The organism is Nocardia vinacea (genome assembly GCF_035920345.1).
Taxonomy (GTDB): domain Bacteria; phylum Actinomycetota; class Actinomycetes; order Mycobacteriales; family Mycobacteriaceae; genus Nocardia; species Nocardia vinacea_A.
Genome location: NZ_CP109149.1, coordinates 1824908 through 1842494, shown reverse-complemented (window position 1 = coordinate 1842494; position 17587 = coordinate 1824908). Strand labels below are relative to the sequence as shown.

18 protein-coding genes, 1 tRNA gene and 2 pseudogenes are annotated in these 17587 nt (G+C 65.2%); 11 read left to right on the top strand and 10 right to left on the bottom strand.

Features of this window, described 5'->3' with window-relative positions; genetic code table 11:
- The first annotated feature begins 46 nt into the window (after window positions 1-46).
- The 4 genes and pseudogenes from OIE68_RS08770 to OIE68_RS08755 all read left to right on the top strand — a co-directional run bounded on the left by OIE68_RS08770 (window position 47) and on the right by OIE68_RS08755 (window position 3719).
- On the top strand, window positions 47-2236 hold the full coding sequence (locus OIE68_RS08770; RefSeq protein ID WP_327101540.1) for a site-specific integrase: 2190 nt from the start codon (window positions 47-49) through the stop codon (window positions 2234-2236).
- The gene (locus OIE68_RS08765; RefSeq protein WP_327097347.1) at window positions 2226-2657 is read left to right on the top strand and encodes a DUF6262 family protein; all 432 of its coding nucleotides are present in this window, start codon (window positions 2226-2228) and stop codon (window positions 2655-2657) included. The genes OIE68_RS08770 and OIE68_RS08765 overlap by 11 nt, the downstream gene beginning before the upstream one ends.
- A 65-nt stretch (window positions 2658-2722) precedes the next feature.
- Window positions 2723-3015 (top strand): annotated as a pseudogene (locus OIE68_RS08760) (IS256 family transposase); the annotation flags it as partial.
- A 59-nt stretch (window positions 3016-3074) separates the two neighbouring features.
- Window positions 3075-3719, top strand: coding sequence for a hypothetical protein (locus tag OIE68_RS08755; RefSeq protein WP_327098876.1), 645 nt, complete (start codon window positions 3075-3077; stop codon window positions 3717-3719).
- 389 nt (window positions 3720-4108) lie between these two features.
- On the opposite strand, the gene OIE68_RS08750 is transcribed toward OIE68_RS08755, so the two are convergent.
- Window positions 4109-4193, bottom strand: a tRNA-Leu gene (locus OIE68_RS08750).
- A gap of 156 nt (window positions 4194-4349) precedes the next feature.
- Here OIE68_RS08750 and OIE68_RS08745 point away from each other — a divergent pair.
- Window positions 4350-4706, top strand: coding sequence for a helix-turn-helix domain-containing protein (locus tag OIE68_RS08745; RefSeq protein WP_327098875.1), 357 nt, complete (start codon window positions 4350-4352; stop codon window positions 4704-4706).
- A 4-nt stretch (window positions 4707-4710) separates the two neighbouring features.
- Here the strand turns inward: OIE68_RS08745 and OIE68_RS08740 are convergent, their stop codons facing one another.
- Window positions 4711-5586, bottom strand: a complete 876-nt coding sequence (locus OIE68_RS08740) for a lysophospholipid acyltransferase family protein (protein ID WP_327098874.1) — start codon at window positions 5584-5586, stop codon at window positions 4711-4713.
- Window positions 5587-5768: 182 nt separating this feature from the next.
- On the opposite strand from OIE68_RS08740, the gene OIE68_RS08735 reads away from it, so the two are divergent.
- Together OIE68_RS08735 and OIE68_RS08730 are read left to right on the top strand one after the other, a co-directional pair.
- On the top strand, window positions 5769-7130 hold the full coding sequence (locus OIE68_RS08735) for a M20/M25/M40 family metallo-hydrolase (protein WP_327098873.1): 1362 nt from the start codon (window positions 5769-5771) through the stop codon (window positions 7128-7130).
- Between the two features lie 18 nt (window positions 7131-7148).
- Window positions 7149-7685, top strand: a complete 537-nt coding sequence (locus tag OIE68_RS08730; RefSeq protein ID WP_040691082.1) for a YbhB/YbcL family Raf kinase inhibitor-like protein — start codon at window positions 7149-7151, stop codon at window positions 7683-7685.
- Between the two features lie 54 nt (window positions 7686-7739).
- On the opposite strand, the gene OIE68_RS08725 is transcribed toward OIE68_RS08730, so the two are convergent.
- The 3 genes from OIE68_RS08725 to OIE68_RS08715 form a co-directional block, all read right to left on the bottom strand.
- Entirely contained in the window at window positions 7740-9572 is a 1833-nt protein-coding gene (locus OIE68_RS08725) for a long-chain fatty acid--CoA ligase (protein WP_327098872.1), read from the bottom strand.
- Between the two features lie 182 nt (window positions 9573-9754).
- On the bottom strand, window positions 9755-10471 hold the full coding sequence (locus OIE68_RS08720) for a GTP cyclohydrolase II (protein ID WP_327098871.1): 717 nt from the start codon (window positions 10469-10471) through the stop codon (window positions 9755-9757).
- Between the two features lie 140 nt (window positions 10472-10611).
- Window positions 10612-12114 (bottom strand): PfkB family carbohydrate kinase, encoded by a 1503-nt coding sequence (locus OIE68_RS08715; protein ID WP_327098870.1) that lies wholly within the window; start codon window positions 12112-12114, stop codon window positions 10612-10614.
- A gap of 463 nt (window positions 12115-12577) precedes the next feature.
- Here OIE68_RS08715 and OIE68_RS08710 point away from each other — a divergent pair, with 463 nt between their 5' ends.
- Genes OIE68_RS08710 through OIE68_RS08700 form a run of 3 tightly spaced genes read left to right on the top strand, consistent with a single transcriptional unit; the run spans window position 12578 to window position 13535 of the window.
- Window positions 12578-12865, top strand: coding sequence for a hypothetical protein (locus tag OIE68_RS08710; RefSeq protein WP_327098869.1), 288 nt, complete (start codon window positions 12578-12580; stop codon window positions 12863-12865).
- Window positions 12862-13146 carry a hypothetical protein gene (locus OIE68_RS08705; RefSeq protein WP_327098868.1) on the top strand — a complete coding sequence of 95 codons (285 nt, stop codon included), beginning with the start codon at window positions 12862-12864 and terminating at the stop codon, window positions 13144-13146. The genes OIE68_RS08710 and OIE68_RS08705 overlap by 4 nt, the downstream gene beginning before the upstream one ends.
- Window positions 13143-13535: a hypothetical protein gene (locus tag OIE68_RS08700; protein ID WP_327098867.1), complete on the top strand. Its 393-nt coding sequence runs from the start codon at window positions 13143-13145 to the stop codon at window positions 13533-13535. Before OIE68_RS08705 ends, OIE68_RS08700 begins: the two co-directional genes overlap by 4 nt.
- Before the next feature lie 69 nt (window positions 13536-13604).
- Here OIE68_RS08700 and OIE68_RS08695 read toward each other — a convergent pair whose 3' ends face one another.
- The 5 genes and pseudogenes from OIE68_RS08695 to OIE68_RS08675 all read right to left on the bottom strand — a co-directional run bounded on the left by OIE68_RS08695 (window position 13605) and on the right by OIE68_RS08675 (window position 17075).
- Complete coding sequence (locus OIE68_RS08695) at window positions 13605-13874, bottom strand: hypothetical protein (RefSeq protein ID WP_327102066.1); 270 nt, start codon at window positions 13872-13874, stop codon at window positions 13605-13607.
- An 88-nt stretch (window positions 13875-13962) separates the two neighbouring features.
- Window positions 13963-14580, bottom strand: a pseudogene (locus tag OIE68_RS08690) (PfkB family carbohydrate kinase); the annotation flags it as partial.
- 110 nt (window positions 14581-14690) lie between these two features.
- The gene (locus tag OIE68_RS08685; RefSeq protein WP_327098866.1) at window positions 14691-15767 is read right to left on the bottom strand and encodes a quinone-dependent dihydroorotate dehydrogenase; all 1077 of its coding nucleotides are present in this window, start codon (window positions 15765-15767) and stop codon (window positions 14691-14693) included.
- 4 nt (window positions 15768-15771) lie between these two features.
- On the bottom strand, window positions 15772-16017 hold the full coding sequence (locus OIE68_RS08680; RefSeq protein WP_327098865.1) for a DUF5703 family protein: 246 nt from the start codon (window positions 16015-16017) through the stop codon (window positions 15772-15774).
- Window positions 16017-17075 carry a hypothetical protein gene (locus tag OIE68_RS08675; RefSeq protein ID WP_327098864.1) on the bottom strand — a complete coding sequence of 353 codons (1059 nt, stop codon included), beginning with the start codon at window positions 17073-17075 and terminating at the stop codon, window positions 16017-16019. The genes OIE68_RS08680 and OIE68_RS08675 overlap by 1 nt, the downstream gene beginning before the upstream one ends.
- 154 nt (window positions 17076-17229) lie before the next feature.
- On the opposite strand from OIE68_RS08675, the gene OIE68_RS08670 reads away from it, so the two are divergent.
- Entirely contained in the window at window positions 17230-17586 is a 357-nt protein-coding gene (locus tag OIE68_RS08670) for a hypothetical protein (protein WP_327098863.1), read from the top strand.
- Window position 17587 lies beyond the last annotated feature (1 nt).

The following is a 17587-nucleotide window of genomic DNA, read 5'->3' as shown; positions in this document are numbered from 1 at the left end:
TGTCACGAAATCCGCACCTGCCTGCTCGGGGTTACTGGCGAAATTGATGGCAGCGGTGAGGCCCGAATTCCGCAGCACTACACTACGGTTCGCCGCCGAGGATCCGGTGTTCGGTGGAGGTCGATGCCGCGTCGAACAGTGCGAGCGAACCGCACGCTCGCGCGGGATGTGTCCCGGTCATCATCAACGCTGGGCCGACGCCGGTCGACCCGATATCGAGGACTTCGCTGCATCGACCGACCACCGTTGGGCGCGGCAGCGTCCGAACATGCGCTGCCGGGTGACTGACTGCGGTTACGGCTGCGCGCGCGGCGGGATGTGTCAGCTGCACGCCCAGCGATGGACCCGGGCGGGTCGCCCCAACCTGCAACAGTGGTTGGCCGAACCGCTGCCGTTCAAGCGGCCCGCACCGGGAGTGACCTGCGCGATCACGTGTTGCGACCTCTGGCCGAAGGCGCAAGGCCCGTTCTGTCATCCCCATGCCGCCACTTGGAAGGTCAACGGACGACCCGATATTGGCGAGTTCGTTCGACGCTTTGACGACATCCAGATTCCGAGCGGGGAGACTATCCGGCTCGATGAACTCGAGGTCGGGATGCGGCTCGAGATGCAGTACGTCTTGCAACACCGTCACGACCAGCGCGAAGGCACCATCACCCCGGACACGGTGATGAGGGTGGTGCGCCTGCTGGCCAACGCGACGGCGTCGTCGCTGCTGGACCTCGACGAATCCGCCTGGCGCGCTCTGGCCGGCGAATACTGGCCACGTGACACACGATCTATCGGTTTCCTGAACTACGCTCGCCGCGTCGTCGAGGATCTCGCCGAGCCGACCGGGTGGGAAACCGAGTATCCACGCGATGCCTGGCGCATGCACCGGCTGGGTTTCGACGGTCGAAGAGTGTTGCGGTTCAACGGTATTGCTCAACCATGGCTGAAAGCATTGGCCAAGCGATGGGTTCGCTGGCGGTTGTCGACCGGGCTCGGGCTCGAAGCCGGCGGCGGACGCCCCGTCCTGGCGATCACCCGATTCTCCCGATTTCTGGACCGCGTCGGCGTCACCGAGATCACCGAGGTGACGCGGCCGGTTCTGGAACGATATCTGGCCGACCTTCGCAGCGAACCCGGCGGCCCGCATCGCCAGGGCACCAACATCGGTCTGCTCAATGGGTTTTTCGCCGCCATCCGCCAACATCGTTGGGACGCACGACTTCCCGCCGAAGCGTCCTTCTTCACACAGGACTATCCCAAGCGCGACGAACGAGCACCCCGAGCGTTGCCCGACAACGTGATGGCCCAGCTCGAACAGCCCATCAACCTCGACCGCTGGGACAACCCCACCTACCGGCTGATCACGCTCATCCTCATGCGCTGCGGACTGCGGATCACCGACACGACGCGGCTGCGCGGCGACTGCGTCGTCACCGACGCCGACGGCGCACCCTATCTGCGCTACTTCAACCACAAAATGAAACGCGACGCCCTGGTTCCTATCGACGAGGAACTCCGCGAGCTGATCAACGGGCAGCGACAGCGCGTTCTCCAACGATGGCAGGCCAGCATCCCATGGTTGTTTCCGCGCCCAACCAAGAACATCACCGGTGAGCACCCCGTCGGCAGTTCCACCTACCGGCTGGCGCTCTATCGCTGGCTCGAGTACTGCGACATCCGCGACGAACACCGCGCCCAGGTGCGCCTGACCCCGCATCAATGGCGTCACACTCTGGGCACCCGACTCATCAACCGTGACGTCCCCCAGGAAGTCGTCCGCAAGATCCTCGACCACGACTCGCCGCAGATGACCGCGCACTACGCCCGCCTGCACGACACGACCGTCCGCCGGCACTGGGAAGCGGCCCGAAAGGTCGACATCAACGGCGACACCGTCAGACTCGACCCGGATGGTCCGCTGGCAGAGGCGGCCTGGGCCAAACAGCGGATCAGCCGCGTCACACAGGCCCTGCCGAACGGGTTCTGCGGTTTGCCGGTCCAGAAGAGCTGCCCGCATGCCAACGCGTGTCTGACCTGCCCCATGTTCATCACAACACCGGAATTCCTTCCCCAGCACCGCAATCAGCGTCAACAGGTTCTCCAGATCATCGACGCCGCCGAGGCCCGAGGCCAGCAGCGCCTCGCCGAGATGAACAAGGGCGTGCTGACCAACCTCAACCAGATCATCGACGCCCTCGACGACGAAACCCGCAGCAACCAGAAGGCGGTCCCCGATGCGAGCTGACAACACCGCACACCTGATCACCGCCGCCCAACGCCGTCACGAACTGACCCGCGCCAAGGCCATCCAAGCTCTTCACGAGCTCGATCAAGCAGGAACAGCGATCACCTTCCAAGCCCTCGCCCAGCACGCCGATGTCTCCCGCTCCTGGCTATACAGCCAGCCCGACATCAAAGACGAAATCCAGAGGATCCGCGCCAGCCAAGGCCTAAACATCAAGGCCGCCATACCATCTCGCCAGCGAGGCAGTGATCAATCGCTGCGTCAGCGGCTCAACATCGCCAACACCCGCATCCGCCAGCTCACCGAGGAGAACCAGAAACTTCGCCGCCAGCTCGAACAGACCCTCGGACAACTTCGCGCCGAGCGATCAACGAAACCAGCTGCACAGCATCGCAATCCGGTAACGATGCGACCGTGCTGAACAGTCGACGCAGCGGCTACGCCGCTGCGTCGACAACACCATCCACAACACATCCGCGCTGGCCACAGCACCGCGCCGACCTCGGACTAGAGATAACCATCGAATCGACCTTCGCGTCCGTTCGTCTTCGGACCAAGGTCACCAAGGGGCCGGGCTCGCGGGCGGCGGGAATCGCTATGGCCTACAAGCTGATCGATTCCTCCCAAACCCGCTGGCGCAAGGTCAACGCCCCCGAACTCGTCGCCCTCGTCCGTGCCGGCGCGCTCTTCCACAAGGGCAAGCTGCTCGAACGCCCCGCGACATCACACCAGCGTCGACAGCCGACGCGGCCGACACCACCGGAACGGAGGTCGCCTGAAACTCACCGAATCCACAGGGTTTGACAATTCCTCACCAGCACGCGCCATGCTGGCGTAGGTGCAGAGACTGAGGGTCGCACCCTTTGGCGCCGAGGCCGAGATGGAGCGCCAAGCCCAGGACTTCGCCCGCGACGTCTCCGCAGTTCCTGCGGACACACCACCCCTGGTGGAGCCCCTTGAACTCGACTCGCAAGCCTCCGACATCCCCGATTCGGAGCTCCCTGACGCCCGAACAACCGGCTCGGAACGCTCGCGCATCATCCAGGTTGCGCCCCAGGTGGCGGCGGTAGGCAGGATTCCGGCGGCTGAGTTCCTGGAATTCCAAGCGAGTTTGAGTGCGTTGAAAGACTTCTCGTATAGCGGTTCCTCGGTCCTGCGGACGATCGAGTCCGAGCCTGCGGAAACCATGATTCGCATCGCGCACGACCTGAAACGGTTAGTGGGAAGCATCGGTGGAGGAGAGTTGTGGCCAGGCACTCCCTACTCTCTCGAGAATACGTGGACCGAACTCCTTCGGCTTCGGAACAGAGCCGCCATGGACGGCGCGAGCGTTGCCGCAGCACACTCGTACAACGTCGGCGCTCGGGATTGGGCACGCCGATACGCCGAGTTCCTCGGGGCGGCGGTTGAGGCGTTTGAGCAGATACCACGCAATGCGTCCGTCGATATGATTGCAGATGCCTCGATGGACGCGCTGACCTGATCGGTGCGGGGCGACGACTCTGAGTTCCGTTGATCTCGCGCTGTCATGCGACAGGCGTGTGAGCGTGGACCAGGGGCGGTCCCGACCGAGGAGTCGACCGGGCGAGCGTTCCGCATAAAGCCCCTTCTGATCGGCGTGGCGAGCGGGGCCGCCGCATCCCAGATTGTGAAGGCCGCAACCGACTTCCACAGAGCCGGAAAGACTTCCGTGATATGACTGTCTATGATTCACCGGGCCGACGTGCCGGTTTCTTAGGATTCTCTCAGCTGAACCCGAATTGAACCCCCACAGAGTTGCCCACTTGCGGTTGTGCACTGATTCGGCTCGATGCTGTCACCCATCCTTTCTGCATAACCGCAGGCAGAACGGGTGACGTGACGTAGTGTCTGTGTCCGGAGGGGGACTTGAACCCCCACGCCCGATAAAGGGCACTAGCACCTCAAGCTAGCGCGTCTGCCATTCCGCCACCCGGACCGGTGTGCTCAGCAAGGTTATCGGATGTGGCGGCGTTGGCCAAATCGCGGGTTTAGCTGGTGATTCTCGGTGTTGCGCGCTCGCCTTGCCCGTGCTGGCGACGAGTACCTACTATTTGGGCCAGTACTTACCGATGCGCATGTGGGACAGGTAGCGATGGGCACGAAGAGATCCGGACCGTACTTCTGTGGCATCGATGCGGCGATGGATGTGGTGGGCGGGAAGTGGAAGGCGCTGATCCTGTGGGAGTTGGCGAATCACCGCGTTCGCCGCTTCGGTGAACTGCGTCGCGGTCTGCCCGGCGTTTCGGAGAAGATGCTGATCCAGCAGCTGCGGGAGCTGGAGGAGGACGCCATCGTGGATCGCGAGATCTATCGCGAGGTGCCGCCGAAGGTCGAGTATCGGCTGACCGAATTGGGCATCGCCCTCAATGCGGCGCTGGAGCCGCTGGGCGCGTGGGGCCGCGATCGCATCGACCGGATCGGTGCCGGGCGTGTCCACCTGCCCACGTGAGGGTTCATCCCAGGATCGGCAGCGTCCGTTCCTTGGCCAGCCTCGACAATGCCTCCTGCATGATCCCGGTGACGTACTCGTAGCCGCGATCCACATCCAGCTCGGGCCCGAATATCTCGTGCAGGTCGATCGGCGGCAGGAATTCGACCGTAACTTTCGTGGGCAACGGAATATGCCCGGCGAGGTCGCTGATATTCAGCCCCCACGGCAGTGCCAGCGAAATCGGGAACACCTTCAACCGCAGTGTCCGATCCAGCCGTAGCAGCCGGGCAATCCGGTCGCCGCGGGTGAGCATGAGAGCGTTCTGCTGGGCGCCGTAGTTCACGAACGGCACGATCGGCACGTGTTCGTCCCAGGCCAGTCGAAGGAATCCGGTGCGTCCGGCGAAATCGAGGCGATCCTCCTCCCAGCTGGGCCGGTGTACCTCCCAGTCGCCGCCGGGATACACCAGCACCGCTGCGCCACTGCGCAGCGCGGCCTTGGCGCTGTCGGGATCGGCTGCCACCGCGCCGAAGCGGGACAGGAACGAGCCGAGGAACGGTACGGCCATCACCAGATTGTGGGCGAGTTGGTAGAAGGGCCGCTCGGGTCCGAAATAGTGCGCGAACGCGAGGGTGGTCACGAGGGCCTCGGGCGAAACGTTGCCGCCGGAGTGGTTGCCGACCAACAGTATCGGCCCGTCTTCGGGGATCTGCTCCATTCCGCGCACCTCGGCGCGGAAGTAGGCGCGGGCCAGTTGCCAGGACGGTTCGACGGCGCAGGCGATGAAGGCGGGATCCCGGTCGCTCATATCCGCCTTGGGAACCCGCGCTCGCACCTCCCTGGCGACCCAGTCGGTCGCGCTGTCGATGGGCGGCAATCGCAGGCTCAGGAACTTCATGGGCACGGCTTTCCGGTGGAGGCGTCGACCGAGACATACCCGGCAATGTCGCGACCACACCGCACCTGTGATTGCGATCAGCGTGAATCGACCCGCGATTGCGCACCTCGCGACCGTGGCGGATGCCGCCCGAGAACAGCCATGGCACCCTGCGGGCGGTGTCAGGTGGTAGGAAAGGGTACGTGTCTGCAACTGGCGAAGTATCCGGTCCGAACACCACATCTCGTGCTGTGTCCGAGGTGGTCGAATTGGTCAGTACGCTGATCCGGTTCGACACTTCCAACACCGGGGATCTGGCCACCACCAAGGGCGAGCGCGAATGCGCGCAGTGGGTGGCCGATCAGTTGCATCAGGCGGGGTACACGACCGAGTACGTGGAATCGGGCGCGCCGTGTCGCGGGAATGTGTTCGCGCGGTTGAAGGGGGCCGATTCGAGCCGCGGCGCGCTGCTGATCCACGGGCATCTCGATGTGGTGCCCGCCGAGGCCGCGGACTGGAGTGTGCACCCGTTCTCGGGTGCGGTGCGCGACGGCTATGTGTGGGGGCGCGGCGCGATCGATATGAAGGATATGGTCGGCATGATGCTGGCTATCGCGCGCCAGTTCAAGATCGAGGGGACGGTGCCGCCGCGCGATATCGTCTTCGCCTTCCTCGCCGATGAGGAGAACGGCGGCAAGTGGGGTTCGCAGTGGCTGGTGCAGAATCGGCCCGACCTGTTCGACGGGATCACCGAGGCGGTGGGGGAGGTCGGCGGCTTTTCGCTGACCGTGCCGCGCCCGGATGGCACCGACCGGAGGTTGTATCTGGTGGAGACGGCCGAGAAGGGGCTCGGCTGGATGCGGTTGCGGGCCAAGGCCCGTGCCGGTCACGGTTCGTTCCTGCACGAAGACAATGCCGTCACGATTCTGGCCGCCGCGGTGGCGCGCCTGGGCAAACACACCTTCCCCCTGGTGCTTTCGGATTCGGTCGCCGAATTCCTGGCCGCGGTCGCCGAGGAGACCGGCTTGGAGTTCGATCCATCGAGCCCCGATATCGAGGGTCAGCTCGCGAAGTTGGGCACGATCTCCCGGATCATCGGCGCGACACTGCGCGATACCGCGAATCCGACCATGCTGCAGGCGGGATACAAGGCGAATGTGATCCCGCAGACCGCCGAGGCGGTCGTCGACTGTCGCGTGGTGCCGGGGCGACAGGCCGCATTCGAGCGCGAGGTGGACGAGCTGATCGGCCCGGATGTCGAGCGCGAGTGGATCACCAAACTCGATTCCTACGAAACGACATTCGACGGACATCTCGTCGACGCGATGAACGCCGCCATTCTCGCCCACGACCCGCAGGGTCGGACCGTGCCCTATATGCTCTCCGGCGGTACCGACGCAAAGGCCTTCGCCCGCTTGGGGATTCGCTGCTTCGGTTTCGCACCGCTGCAGCTGCCACCGGATTTGGATTTCACGGCACTGTTCCACGGTGTCGACGAGCGGGTTCCGGTGCAGGCACTCGAATTCGGCACCCGGGTGCTGGAACACTTCCTGTTGAACAGCTGACGATCGAAAGGACCCACCGTGCCCGACTACTCTTACAACCCGTACGACGCGCTGCCCGAGGTACCCAGCTTCACGGTGACCTCGGAGGATGTCGCCGATGGCGAGAGCTTCGGCAACGATCAGGTCAGCGGCGTCTTCGGCGCGGGCGGCAAGGATGTCTCGCCGCAGCTTTCCTGGTCCGGATTCCCCGCGGAGACAAAGAGTTTCGCGGTCACCGTCTACGATCCGGATGCCCCGACTGCCGCCGGTTTCTGGCACTGGGCGGTGGCCAACATTCCGGTGAGCACCACCTCGCTGCCACGCGGAGCGGGTAGTGAGGGCGGTGTCCTGCCCGAGGGTGCGGTCACATTGCGCAATGACGGCGCGTTCCCGGGATTCGTCGGTGCGGCGCCACCGGCCGGACACGGGTACCACCGCTACTTCATCGTCGTGCACGCGGTGGATGTGGAGCGGTTGGAGATCGACGAGAACGGCACTCCCGCCTTCCTCGGCTTCAACCTGTTCTCGCACACCGTGGCCCGCGCCACCATCGTCGCCAAGTACGAGGTGGCCTAGCATCTGCCGGGAAAACGACTGTGGCCCTGAGCTTTTGCTCAGGGCCACCGATCGTTATGAGACGTTCACCACCGATTCGGGCAGCGGCGTGGTGTACAGCGAGGCGATCTGCTCGGCGTACTTCGCGGCGATCGGGTTACGCTTGAGCTTCATCGTCGGGGTCAGCTCGTCACCGCCCGGCTCCCACGGCTCGCCGACCACGGTGAACCGCTTGATCTGCTCGACCCGCGACAGCTTGCGGTTACCCGCGACGACCGCCGCGAGCACCTCGTCCAGAATCTCCTTGCGGGTGGCCAGCGCGGCCGAATCGTCTGCGGGCGTGTCGAATTCCTTGGCCCGGATAGCGGCGGTGTCCGGATCGAGCACGATCAGCGCGGAGATGAACGGTTTGGCCTCACCGATCGCCACCACCTGACCGACCAGCGAGGACGCCGCCTTGACCGCGTTCTCGATATTGGTCGGGGAGATGTTCTTACCCGACTCGTTGATGATCAGTTCCTTCTTGCGATCCACGATGCGCACATAGCCGTCGGCATCGATGGTGGCGACGTCACCGGTGGCCAGCCAGCCGTCGGCGTCGAGCGCTTCCTTGGTCTTATCGGGCTGCTTGCGGTAGCCCGGGGTGACGATCGCGCCACGCACCAGCAGTTCGCCGTCCTCGCCGAGCCGTAGCTCGAGACCCTCGACGGCCCGGCCGACCGAACCCGGCCGCGGCTTGGCCAATTCGGTGTAGGTGGCCACGCCGGTGGTCTCCGACATACCCCACACCTCGCTGACGGTGAACCCGAGTCCGAGGAAGTATTCGAGGGTTTCGGCCGGGATCGCGGCGGCACCGGAGGCGGCGACCTTGAGGTTGTCCAGGCCGAGCGCGGCCCGCAGTTTCGACAGCACCAGCGCGTCGGCGACCTTGTACTGCGCGGCGAGCACCGGACTGCGGCCCTTACCCGCCAGATCGGCGCGTGCGGCCGCGATGCCGGTATTGATGGCCCAGTTCGCCAGCGCCTTCTTCACCGGGCTCGCTTCGGTGGCGAGCTTGCCATCGATACCGGCCTTGATCTTCTGCCACACCCGGGGCACACCGAAGAAGATGGTGGGGTGTGCGTCGGGCAGCGCGGCGGCGATCTCGCGCGGATCCGGCACGCAGGTGATCAGGATGCCGGTGAGCAGGCTGATGGCATGGCCGGAAATGCGGTCGGCGACGTGCGCGGCGGGCAGGTAGGAGATGGCGCGGTCGTCGAAGCCGACCCGCAGTGGGCCGTTGACCAGCGCGATGATCTGGGCCAGCACATTGCGGTGGGTGATCTCCACACCCTTGGACGGGCCGGTAGTGCCCGAGGTGTAGATCAGCGTGGCCAGATCGTCGGGGGTGACCGCCTGCCAGGCGGCGTCGAAATCGAAGTCGGCGGCCGGATTCGCTTCGAGGTCGGCCAGGCCGACCGTATCGGCGGCCGGACCGTCCACCACCACGATGTGCTCGAGATCGACGCCCGCGCCGTTGATGACGTCGAGGAAGGCACGCTCGGTGATCACCACCTTGTTCTCCGCATTGGTGAACAGATGCTTGATCTGCTCGGGAGAGCTGGTGTTGTAGATCGAGAACGGGGTGGCGCCCAAATGCAGTGCGGCCGTGTCGATCAGATTGAACTCGGGCCGGTTGGTGAGCATGATGCCGACGCTGTCGCCGTGGCCGACGCCCAGGCCGGCCAACCCCGCCGCCAGCGTGCGCACCCGCTCACCGTATTCGCGCCAGCTGATCTCCGTGGTACCGCCGACCGTCCGCAACGCGACCTGATCCGGTCGTAACTTCACGGTCTCCTGGAATGCCTCCGGCACCGTGTACACCGTCTTGCCGGATTCGTGCGCGAAACCGATTTCTGTTGTCGTCATCTTCCCGTTTCCCGATATCTCTGGCGTGAACCGCGCCCGGCGCGACCGCATGGTTTCCACGCGGTTCGAGACCCGCTGCTCCTGATAAATTGCAAGCGACTCTATCTCATCGTGTCACGCGGTGGGATAGCACCGTGTGGCGCGGCTCACTCATGGTAGCCACATCGGGGTAATCGTGTCCGTTACTTGGACGCGGGAAGTGTGCGCCGACGGCGGGCCTGACCCCGCATCGTCCAGAACCGCCAAATGCGGCTCTTACGTTTGAATACCGGTTGCACCTCCGGAGCCCACGGCACGTCGCTCGTGGGGATGAGATGGCCGCGGCGTCGGCGTTTCGCATCCAGATATGCCGCAGCCCGCGCGCTGAGCACCGGAGTCAGCAGCGGTTCCATGATCACAGCCAGACCGGCGGCGCGCAGTTCGGCGGCCTTGTCCGGATTGTTGGTGAGTAGGCGCACCCGGGCCAGTCCGAGTTCCTGCAGGCTTTTCGCCGCGTGCAGGTAGCTACGATTGTCCACGGGGAATCCGAGCCGCTCGTAGCTGGTGAAGGTGTCCGCGCCCGACCGCTGACTCTCCCGGTAACCCAGCGCCTTGGCGATCAGCCCGACACCGCGGCCCTCTTGCTCCAGATAGACCAGAACACCGCTGCCCTCAGCCCAGATCAGGTCCAAAGACTTGTCGAGTTCCGGCCCGCAATCGCAATCGTCCGAACCGAGACCCTCGCCATATAGACACCGCGAATGCACCCGGACCAGACACCCATCGCCGGCTTCACCGAAAACAAGCACATGTCCATACTCGGCGCCGCCGGCCACTTCCATCACACGAACCTGCAGATCCTGCCCCTTGCGGGTGAGCCGATGGGCGGTCTCACCAAGCGTCGGCACAGCTGTGGTCAATGCTCCTCCGAAGACGATGGGATAGTTGGGTTTGCCGCCGTTTGCGGCGCGAGAAGCCCGGGCTGCCAGCGAACGACAAACTGTAACTCGATCACCGATTTCAGCGCTGTAAATCTATTCGAGCCGCGCCATCGCGTATGTTACGCGCCGGCCGACTCTTCCCCGGCGAGGTGGACGATGCGGTCGATATCCCGAACCGATGGCATGGCGTCCGGAATGTCACCGAACGACTGGGTCGCGACCATCGCCGCAGTCGCCCAGCGGAATACCGGTTCGTCGGCTGGTCGACCGGAGGCGACGATCTTCGACACCAGCGCGGCGGAGAAAGCCGCTGCGGCGCCCGGCGAATCTTCCAGTGCCACAGGAAAATCTGCGATATCCGCATTGATCTCGTCAGATCTGACGATGCAACGGAAGCCGTCGATCACACAGACCCCCCGCACACCCAGACTGCGCAGCCGTTGCGCCACCGCGGCCCCGGACGCGGACGGGTCCCCGGGCAGCAATGCGCGCAGTTCCCACGTCGAGCCAACGAGATAGTCGACAGCGCCGAAATACTGGTAGAGATATTGCGGCGCATCGATCGGCGGTGAGGGACTCACCACCACCGTTGGCCGACGATCCATCTCCCCGATGGCCGCCAGCACGTCCTTGATCGCATCGGAGGGCTGCTCGAAGGTCAATACGACCGCATCCGAGGCTGCGAGCGCCTCGCGAAACTGTGGTTCACTCACCACGTGTGCTCCTTGCCAGATGCGGTCGTCCTCGCAGCCGATCTTGCTGGAAACACCCGTACTGGTGATCATGACCGCGGAGACATTCGTCGTGGCGCCATCAACGACTTTGACCAAGTCGGTATCGACATTCTCGGCGCGTAAATAGTTGAGGATGTGCCTACCGGCGTCGTCGTTTCCGACCGCGGAGATGAGCTGAGCCTGCAGTCCGAGACGCGCAGCCGCCACCGCACGGTTGAGCCCCTTACCGCCCGCATGCACTTCGAAGCTGCCCGGCGTGGATTTGCCCGCCGATGGAATTTGGCCGATCCGGTAGATGTGGTCGATTACCGCCGATCCGATGACCGTGACCACGCCACGGCGCGGCTGTACGTCCGGCAGTGCGATCAGCACCTTCGGTTCGGGGGTGAACCTGTAGTTCGATGTCGAATGGGCGGCCGCGGCCGCGAGCTTGGCCGCCAATTCGGTAAATGCGCGTCGCTCGGGTGTAGCCCGCAACGAACGCACAGTCGGTGCGGGCGGTACGAAATCGGCGCCGTACGCCTCGTGCAGGCCGCGCCACTGTTCGGTCAGGTATACGCGACGCTCGCCGAGGTCGGCCGCATACAAGCGCTCGAGATCTATTCCGGCCGAGGGCTTTTCACGCAACAGCCCCAACGACAGTTCGGCATCGGCGATCAACCGATTGGTCGGATCCAGTTGCCGCGCGAGATCACGAACCACGGGCAAGACGGCTTCCTCCGCCGACAGCCCCTCCTGCTGCGCTCGCCGGCGGATGACGGATAGATCCAGCAGGGGAGCAACATCGATTTCCGTGGTGCGCAACCGATCCGCACTCAGCCCCGAGCGTTTGCTGAGCCTGGTGAGGATGTTGCGGATGGCAACCGTGCGTGAGTCCTGCTGGACCATAGGCGGGCCTGTCCTCCATGACGCTGCGATCGTTCCCTGTGACACTCTCACGATATGCCAATCGTCCGGGGTTTAGCCGTCGAGTGAACCGGCAATTACCAACTTACAACGGCAATTGACCGTAGTGAATGGCAAATGCCACACTGAGTTACGACGACCAAGCGTCGTCCGCCAGATGACTCGGGAGGGCCTGGTGATGAGATTGATTCTGCTGATACGGCACGCACGGCGGCGCGGGGAGCCAAGGGCCGGCGGTACCGAAACCGAGCTCGTTCCGAACCGCGCCCGGGTCTAGGCGAACGAATCGAGTTCGCCGGGACGACATTTCACCCGATCAAGCCGACTTCATCGCCTGGTCCATCCGACAGCAGCGAGCCCCGGCTGACCGCGATGCAGCGGTCGACCGGGGCTCAGTGCACCCAAAATGCGGTCGGCGACAGCTCTGGCACCCCTGGAGACAGCCGTGACGATCTACGAATGCAGCCGGTCGATGACCAGCAGCGTCACGCCCGACGAATGGGCGTGGCGGGCAGGGCGCGCAGAACCGGCATGGCGATTGAGCTGGATACCCGACCAGCTGACCCGCGAACAGGCCTGGGCCGGAATGCAATTGCAGGAGATTCTGAGCCACCCGGACCCGGCATCGGACCACGACGCGCACGCGCGGGCATTGGCCGATCAACTCGGTATCACCGTGCAGCAGGCACTGCACACGCTGCACCAACGGATGCTCGACAGGAGGCATTCGTGACCATCTACGTAACTCACTGGTCGATGACCAGCGATCTCACCGCGGAGTCGGCCTACCGGCTGGCGGACAAGTGGGCCAAGTCGTGGCGGCTGAGCTGGCTGCCCGAACGGCTGCTGACGCGGGAACGAGCTTTGGCGGGGATGGATCTCGCGGAGATCTTCAGCACCCAGGATTTCCGGCAAGACTCGACGGCTCGAGCACGAGCCTTCTATTGCGCCGGTCAGATCGGAATACCCCTCGAGCTCATCGTGCTCGAATTGCTACACCGGAGGCACCCATGACCGTCGACACCACCGACTGGACCATGATCAGCGATATCACCCCCGAGTCGGCATACCGCCAGACCGGGTCGGGGGCCGCGGTCTGGAGACTGAGCTGGCTGCCGGATCGGCTGCTGACCCGCGAACAGGCGCTGGCGGGCATGGAACTCGACGAGATCCTCAGCGATCCGGACATCGTGCACGACCGGCACGCCCACGCCGATGCGGCCATTCTGGCCGGGCGGGTCGGCATCATCTGGGAGCAGGCGGTGGTCCTGCTGTCGAAGCGGATGCTGGCTCGACTACGCCAGCGTCCCAATGGAATTCAGGACGACCCGGCGGACTGCGAATCCGCGGGGCACTCCCGCATGTCGCTGCACGCCGACCGGACACCGTGGGTTTTCCGATAGCGTGCGACGCCGCGAGGCATCGGCCGCCGGGAGGGGAGGCGGCCGGTGCCGTCGTGGCGGGACGCTGCGTCAGCGAGTCGGTGCGACGATCCGATCGATCTCGTGCATGGTCGGCATACCGTCGGCGAGCGGGCTGGTCGTCCGGGTTGCCGCCATCGCGGCGGTCGCCCACTCGAAATCCGCACGGTTCGCGGGCTGCCCGGTCCGCGCGAGTCGGTAGGCCAGCGCCGCGTCGAATGCCGCGCTGGCCGCGGGGGATGTTTCCGATACCGCCTCCGGACGCGCCGGAATGTCGAGTTGACGGGTGCCCGAGCGGACCCGGCAGGCGAGGCCCTCCACCTCGCAGGCGCAGTATGCACCGCGTGCCAGCAGCGCGGGCGCGATGGTCGTCGCCGAAGTGCTCGCCGCCGACGTTATCGCTGTCGCCGGCCAATTCGCCGAGTTCCCACGAACTTCCGTTCAGGTAGTCGATCGGCTCGAGGTGACGTTCGAGGTCCTGAAAATTCTCGACAGGGGGTGCGGGGTGAACCACAAGGCGTGGGCGCTGCGGCGTGGCACGGATCATCGATAGTGCCTCGTTGATGACCTCGGTCGGCAATTCGAATGTCAGCAGCACTGCATCCGAGGACACGATCGCCGCGCGAACCTGCTCGCCGCGCAGATCCGCGATGCCGAGCTTGGCGCCGTCGACCCGGCCGATAAATGCCCCCGCGCCATTGCGATCGACCATCACGACGGCAACCGGTGTCGTTCCGGGAACAACCTTGACCAGTCCGGTGTCGACGTTCTCGCGCCGCAGATACTCGATGATGCGACGGCCGCTGTCGTCGTCTCCGATCACGGTGACCAGGCGGACTCGCAAGCCGAGGCGGGCCGCCGCGACGGCCCAGTTGAGTCCCTTGCCGCCGACTTGCGCCTCGAATGTCCCGCTTGCCTCGGAGCCTTCGGAGGGCATGGTGTCCGTGCGGTAGATGTGATCGATGACCGCGTCACCGATCACGGTGACCACGCCGTGCGGATGCCACTGTTCGGCACCGGTGACCATGCGCCGCCCCTCAGGTGCTCTCGACTTGCCGCACACCAGCTTAGGCCGCGCACGCGCGAAATAGCATGTCCCGCAACAATACATCGGCCGCACGAAACGACCGGTCGGGATCAGGTACGCGCGACGTGGTCCGCGCCGACCGCCTCGGCGATGGAGTGGTAACCGGCTTCGCGCAGTCGCTGGGCGATACCACGGTGGATGTGGCGCATCCAGAACGGTCCGCCGTAGATGAAACCGGTGTAGCCCTGCAGCAGGGTGGCGCCGGCGAGGATGCGCTCCCACGCCTGGTCGGCGGTTTCGATGCCGCCGACCGAGATCAGCACCAGATGGTCGCCGACGCGGCGGTAGAGCCGGCGCAGCACTTCCAGGGAGCGCTCGGCGACCGGAGGCCCGGACAGGCCACCCGCGCCCATGGCCGCGACCTCGGCGGCATCGGTGCGCAGGCCGTCGCGGCGGATGGTGGTGTTGGTGGCGACGATCCCGGCCAGGCCGAGTTCGACCGCGAGATCGGCGACGGCGTCGACATCGTCGTCGGACAGGTCGGGGGCGATTTTCACCAGCACCGGGACCTCGACGCTGTCGAGGACGGCCTGCAGGACCGGGCGCAGGGATTCGACGGCCTGCAGATCCCGCAGGCCGGGGGTGTTGGGCGAGCTGACATTGACGACGACGAAGTCGGCCAGCGGCCCGAGCAGCGACGCGCTCACCGCATAGTCGGCGGCGGCGTCGGCGGGTTCGACGATTTTCGTCTTACCGATATTCGCGCCGATCGGGACCCCGCCGCGGCGGTTGCGCAGATGTTCGGCCGCGGCGGCGGCGCCGTGGTTGTTGAAACCCATCCGGTTGATCAGACCGCGGTCGGCGGGCAGCCGGAACAGTCGCGGTGCGGGATTGCCGGGCTGGGCCTGCGCGGTGACGGTGCCGATTTCGGCGAATCCGAACCCCAATGGCGCCCAGGCGTTCACACCGTCGGCGTTCTTGTCGAATCCGGCGGCCAGCCCGAGCGGCGCCGGGAAGTCGATGCCGAAGGCATGGTTGCGCAGGATGGGATCGTCGGTGGTCAGCACTCTGGTCATCGCCCAGCGCGAGGGCGCGAACCGGGCGGCCAGCCGCATGGCCGTGAACACCAGATGGTGGATGCGTTCCGGCGGAAGCAGGAACATCAGGCGCAGCAGCAGTGAATACATGGCCTCACATTCCCGGTTCGGGCTGGGGTAGTAGTGCGGTTTTACGGCGCCGCAGCAGCACCCGCCTGCTGCCGTCGGTGTAGGCGCGCACCCGCGACAGTTCCCAGCCGCCGAATTCGGCTTGGATGGCCAGCCGCATCGACGCCGTCACCCGGTTCACCTCCGGTGGGAGCCGCAGCGGCACGTATTCGTAGTCGTCACTGGTGGTTTCCCAGCTCGCCGGTAGCGCTGCGCGTGATTGTGGCGCCATCACTGCCCTTTCTTCCGCTGGTCCGCGCGGATCCGTTGCAGACCGTCTCCGGTCGCGGAACCGACGAACAGGTCACCGGTGCGCTCGTCGATGGTCACCGAGTTCGGCTGTCGAACCGTCGGATAACGGCCCACCTCTTTCGGTATACCCGTCGACAGGTCGAATCCGACGACTTCGTTGCTCTGGGTACACGTCACCCACACGGTGTCGGACCGCTGATCGTAGGCAAGCGCGTAAGGCGACGATCCTACCGGGAATCGCTGCCGCAGCACGAGCGGTCCGGCAGTGTAGACCAGCAGTTCGTCACCCGCAGTGTCGGTGACGATGATCCGGCCGAACGGGTCGGTGATCAGATTGGTTGCGCCGTCACCCGCGCGCAGTGCCAGGCCGAGGCGGTCTTTGCCGAGGTCGAGCTGGGTGAGCGAGGTCTGGCGGCGGTCCAGGACCGAGACCTGGTCGCCGGTGAGGGCGAGGGCGTCGGCGGAGGCGAGCCCGGAAATGGTTTCGGCGACCGTGCCGTCGGGGGAGAGTTCGCGCACCTTGCCGTCCGCGGTGCCGACGAACATCGTGCCGTCGTCGCGATAGCGCACCGATCTGGCATCGCCGTCGACGGGCACCTCGGTGGTGATGCCGGAGGTGATGTCGAGGCGCATGATCCGGTGGTCGCCGGGGATCAGCACTTCCCCCGGCTTGCCCTGCGCCAAGCCGACACCGTGGGTGGGCAGCAGGAGGGTACGCATCTCCACGTCCGGCGCGCCGGTGGGATCGACGCGGGTGAACGTCGCGGGGTCGATGACGAACAACATCGTGCCGGCGTCGTGGCTTGCTTCGAGCGCAATCAGTTGTCCGGTGCCCGCCTCGGCGAACAGTCCGCCGACCGGGTTGTCGAGCCCCCACACATCCCCGACGGGTTGCGTGCGACGCTCGGGTGCGACCGCAGCGGTGGCCGCGGGGCGCGTCTGAAGCTTGCCGCTATCGGAATCGGAGGAACATCCGGCGATCAGCGCCAGCACCGCCACACCCGCGAGCGCTGCGGGCAGCGAACCATGTGGGCGCATCCACCGAACTCCTTACTACGACGAATCATCCGCTACCGCACCATCTGACCATGATGGCGCACGTGACCGGCCTACCGGGGTCGGCGCTGGCGGAGAATGTCGGTGATCGGGGTTACGGTTGACTCGAAACAATGTCCAATTCAGGGAGATCCGGTTGAAAGCCGACCATCCATCGGGATTTGCCATCGATGACATAACCGTTGGTCCGTTTGCTCACGGGTTCGGCACCACGGCCGATGGCAGGCCTTACGCCTTCCGTACCGTGCGCTCCACCGTGGTACTGGAGGTCTACCGGGCCGACCTCGACAGCGATGTACCGGGACCGGAGGATGTGGTCGCCGTCGCGCAGGCCCGCGCCACCGATATCGACCTCGACGACGAACGCAGTGTCGTGGCGCTGGTGCGCGACATGATTCCGGACGCGGAACCGGTCGAGGCGGTCCCGGATCGTGACATGACAACCGTGCGGGCCCTGCTGGGCCGGATCAGTGCAGTCATAGATGGTATGTAGA

Bases quoted from the DNA above. Each gene is read 5' to 3' on its own strand.
- OIE68_RS08770 (WP_327101540.1), top strand. From the start codon at position 47: ATGGCAGCGGTGAGGCCCGAATTCCGCAGCACTACACTACGGTTCGCC.
- OIE68_RS08765 (WP_327097347.1), top strand. From the start codon at position 2,226: ATGCGAGCTGACAACACCGCACACCTGATCACCGCCGCCCAACGCCGT.
- OIE68_RS08745 (WP_327098875.1), top strand. From the start codon at position 4,350: ATGGGCACGAAGAGATCCGGACCGTACTTCTGTGGCATCGATGCGGCG.
- OIE68_RS08740 (WP_327098874.1), bottom strand. From the start codon at position 5,586: ATGAAGTTCCTGAGCCTGCGATTGCCGCCCATCGACAGCGCGACCGAC.
- OIE68_RS08725 (WP_327098872.1), bottom strand. From the start codon at position 9,572: ATGACGACAACAGAAATCGGTTTCGCGCACGAATCCGGCAAGACGGTG.
- OIE68_RS08715 (WP_327098870.1), bottom strand. From the start codon at position 12,114: ATGGTCCAGCAGGACTCACGCACGGTTGCCATCCGCAACATCCTCACC.
- OIE68_RS08700 (WP_327098867.1), top strand. From the start codon at position 13,143: ATGACCGTCGACACCACCGACTGGACCATGATCAGCGATATCACCCCC.
- OIE68_RS08685 (WP_327098866.1), bottom strand. From the start codon at position 15,767: ATGTATTCACTGCTGCTGCGCCTGATGTTCCTGCTTCCGCCGGAACGC.
- OIE68_RS08680 (WP_327098865.1), bottom strand. From the start codon at position 16,017: ATGGCGCCACAATCACGCGCAGCGCTACCGGCGAGCTGGGAAACCACC.
- OIE68_RS08675 (WP_327098864.1), bottom strand. From the start codon at position 17,075: ATGCGCCCACATGGTTCGCTGCCCGCAGCGCTCGCGGGTGTGGCGGTG.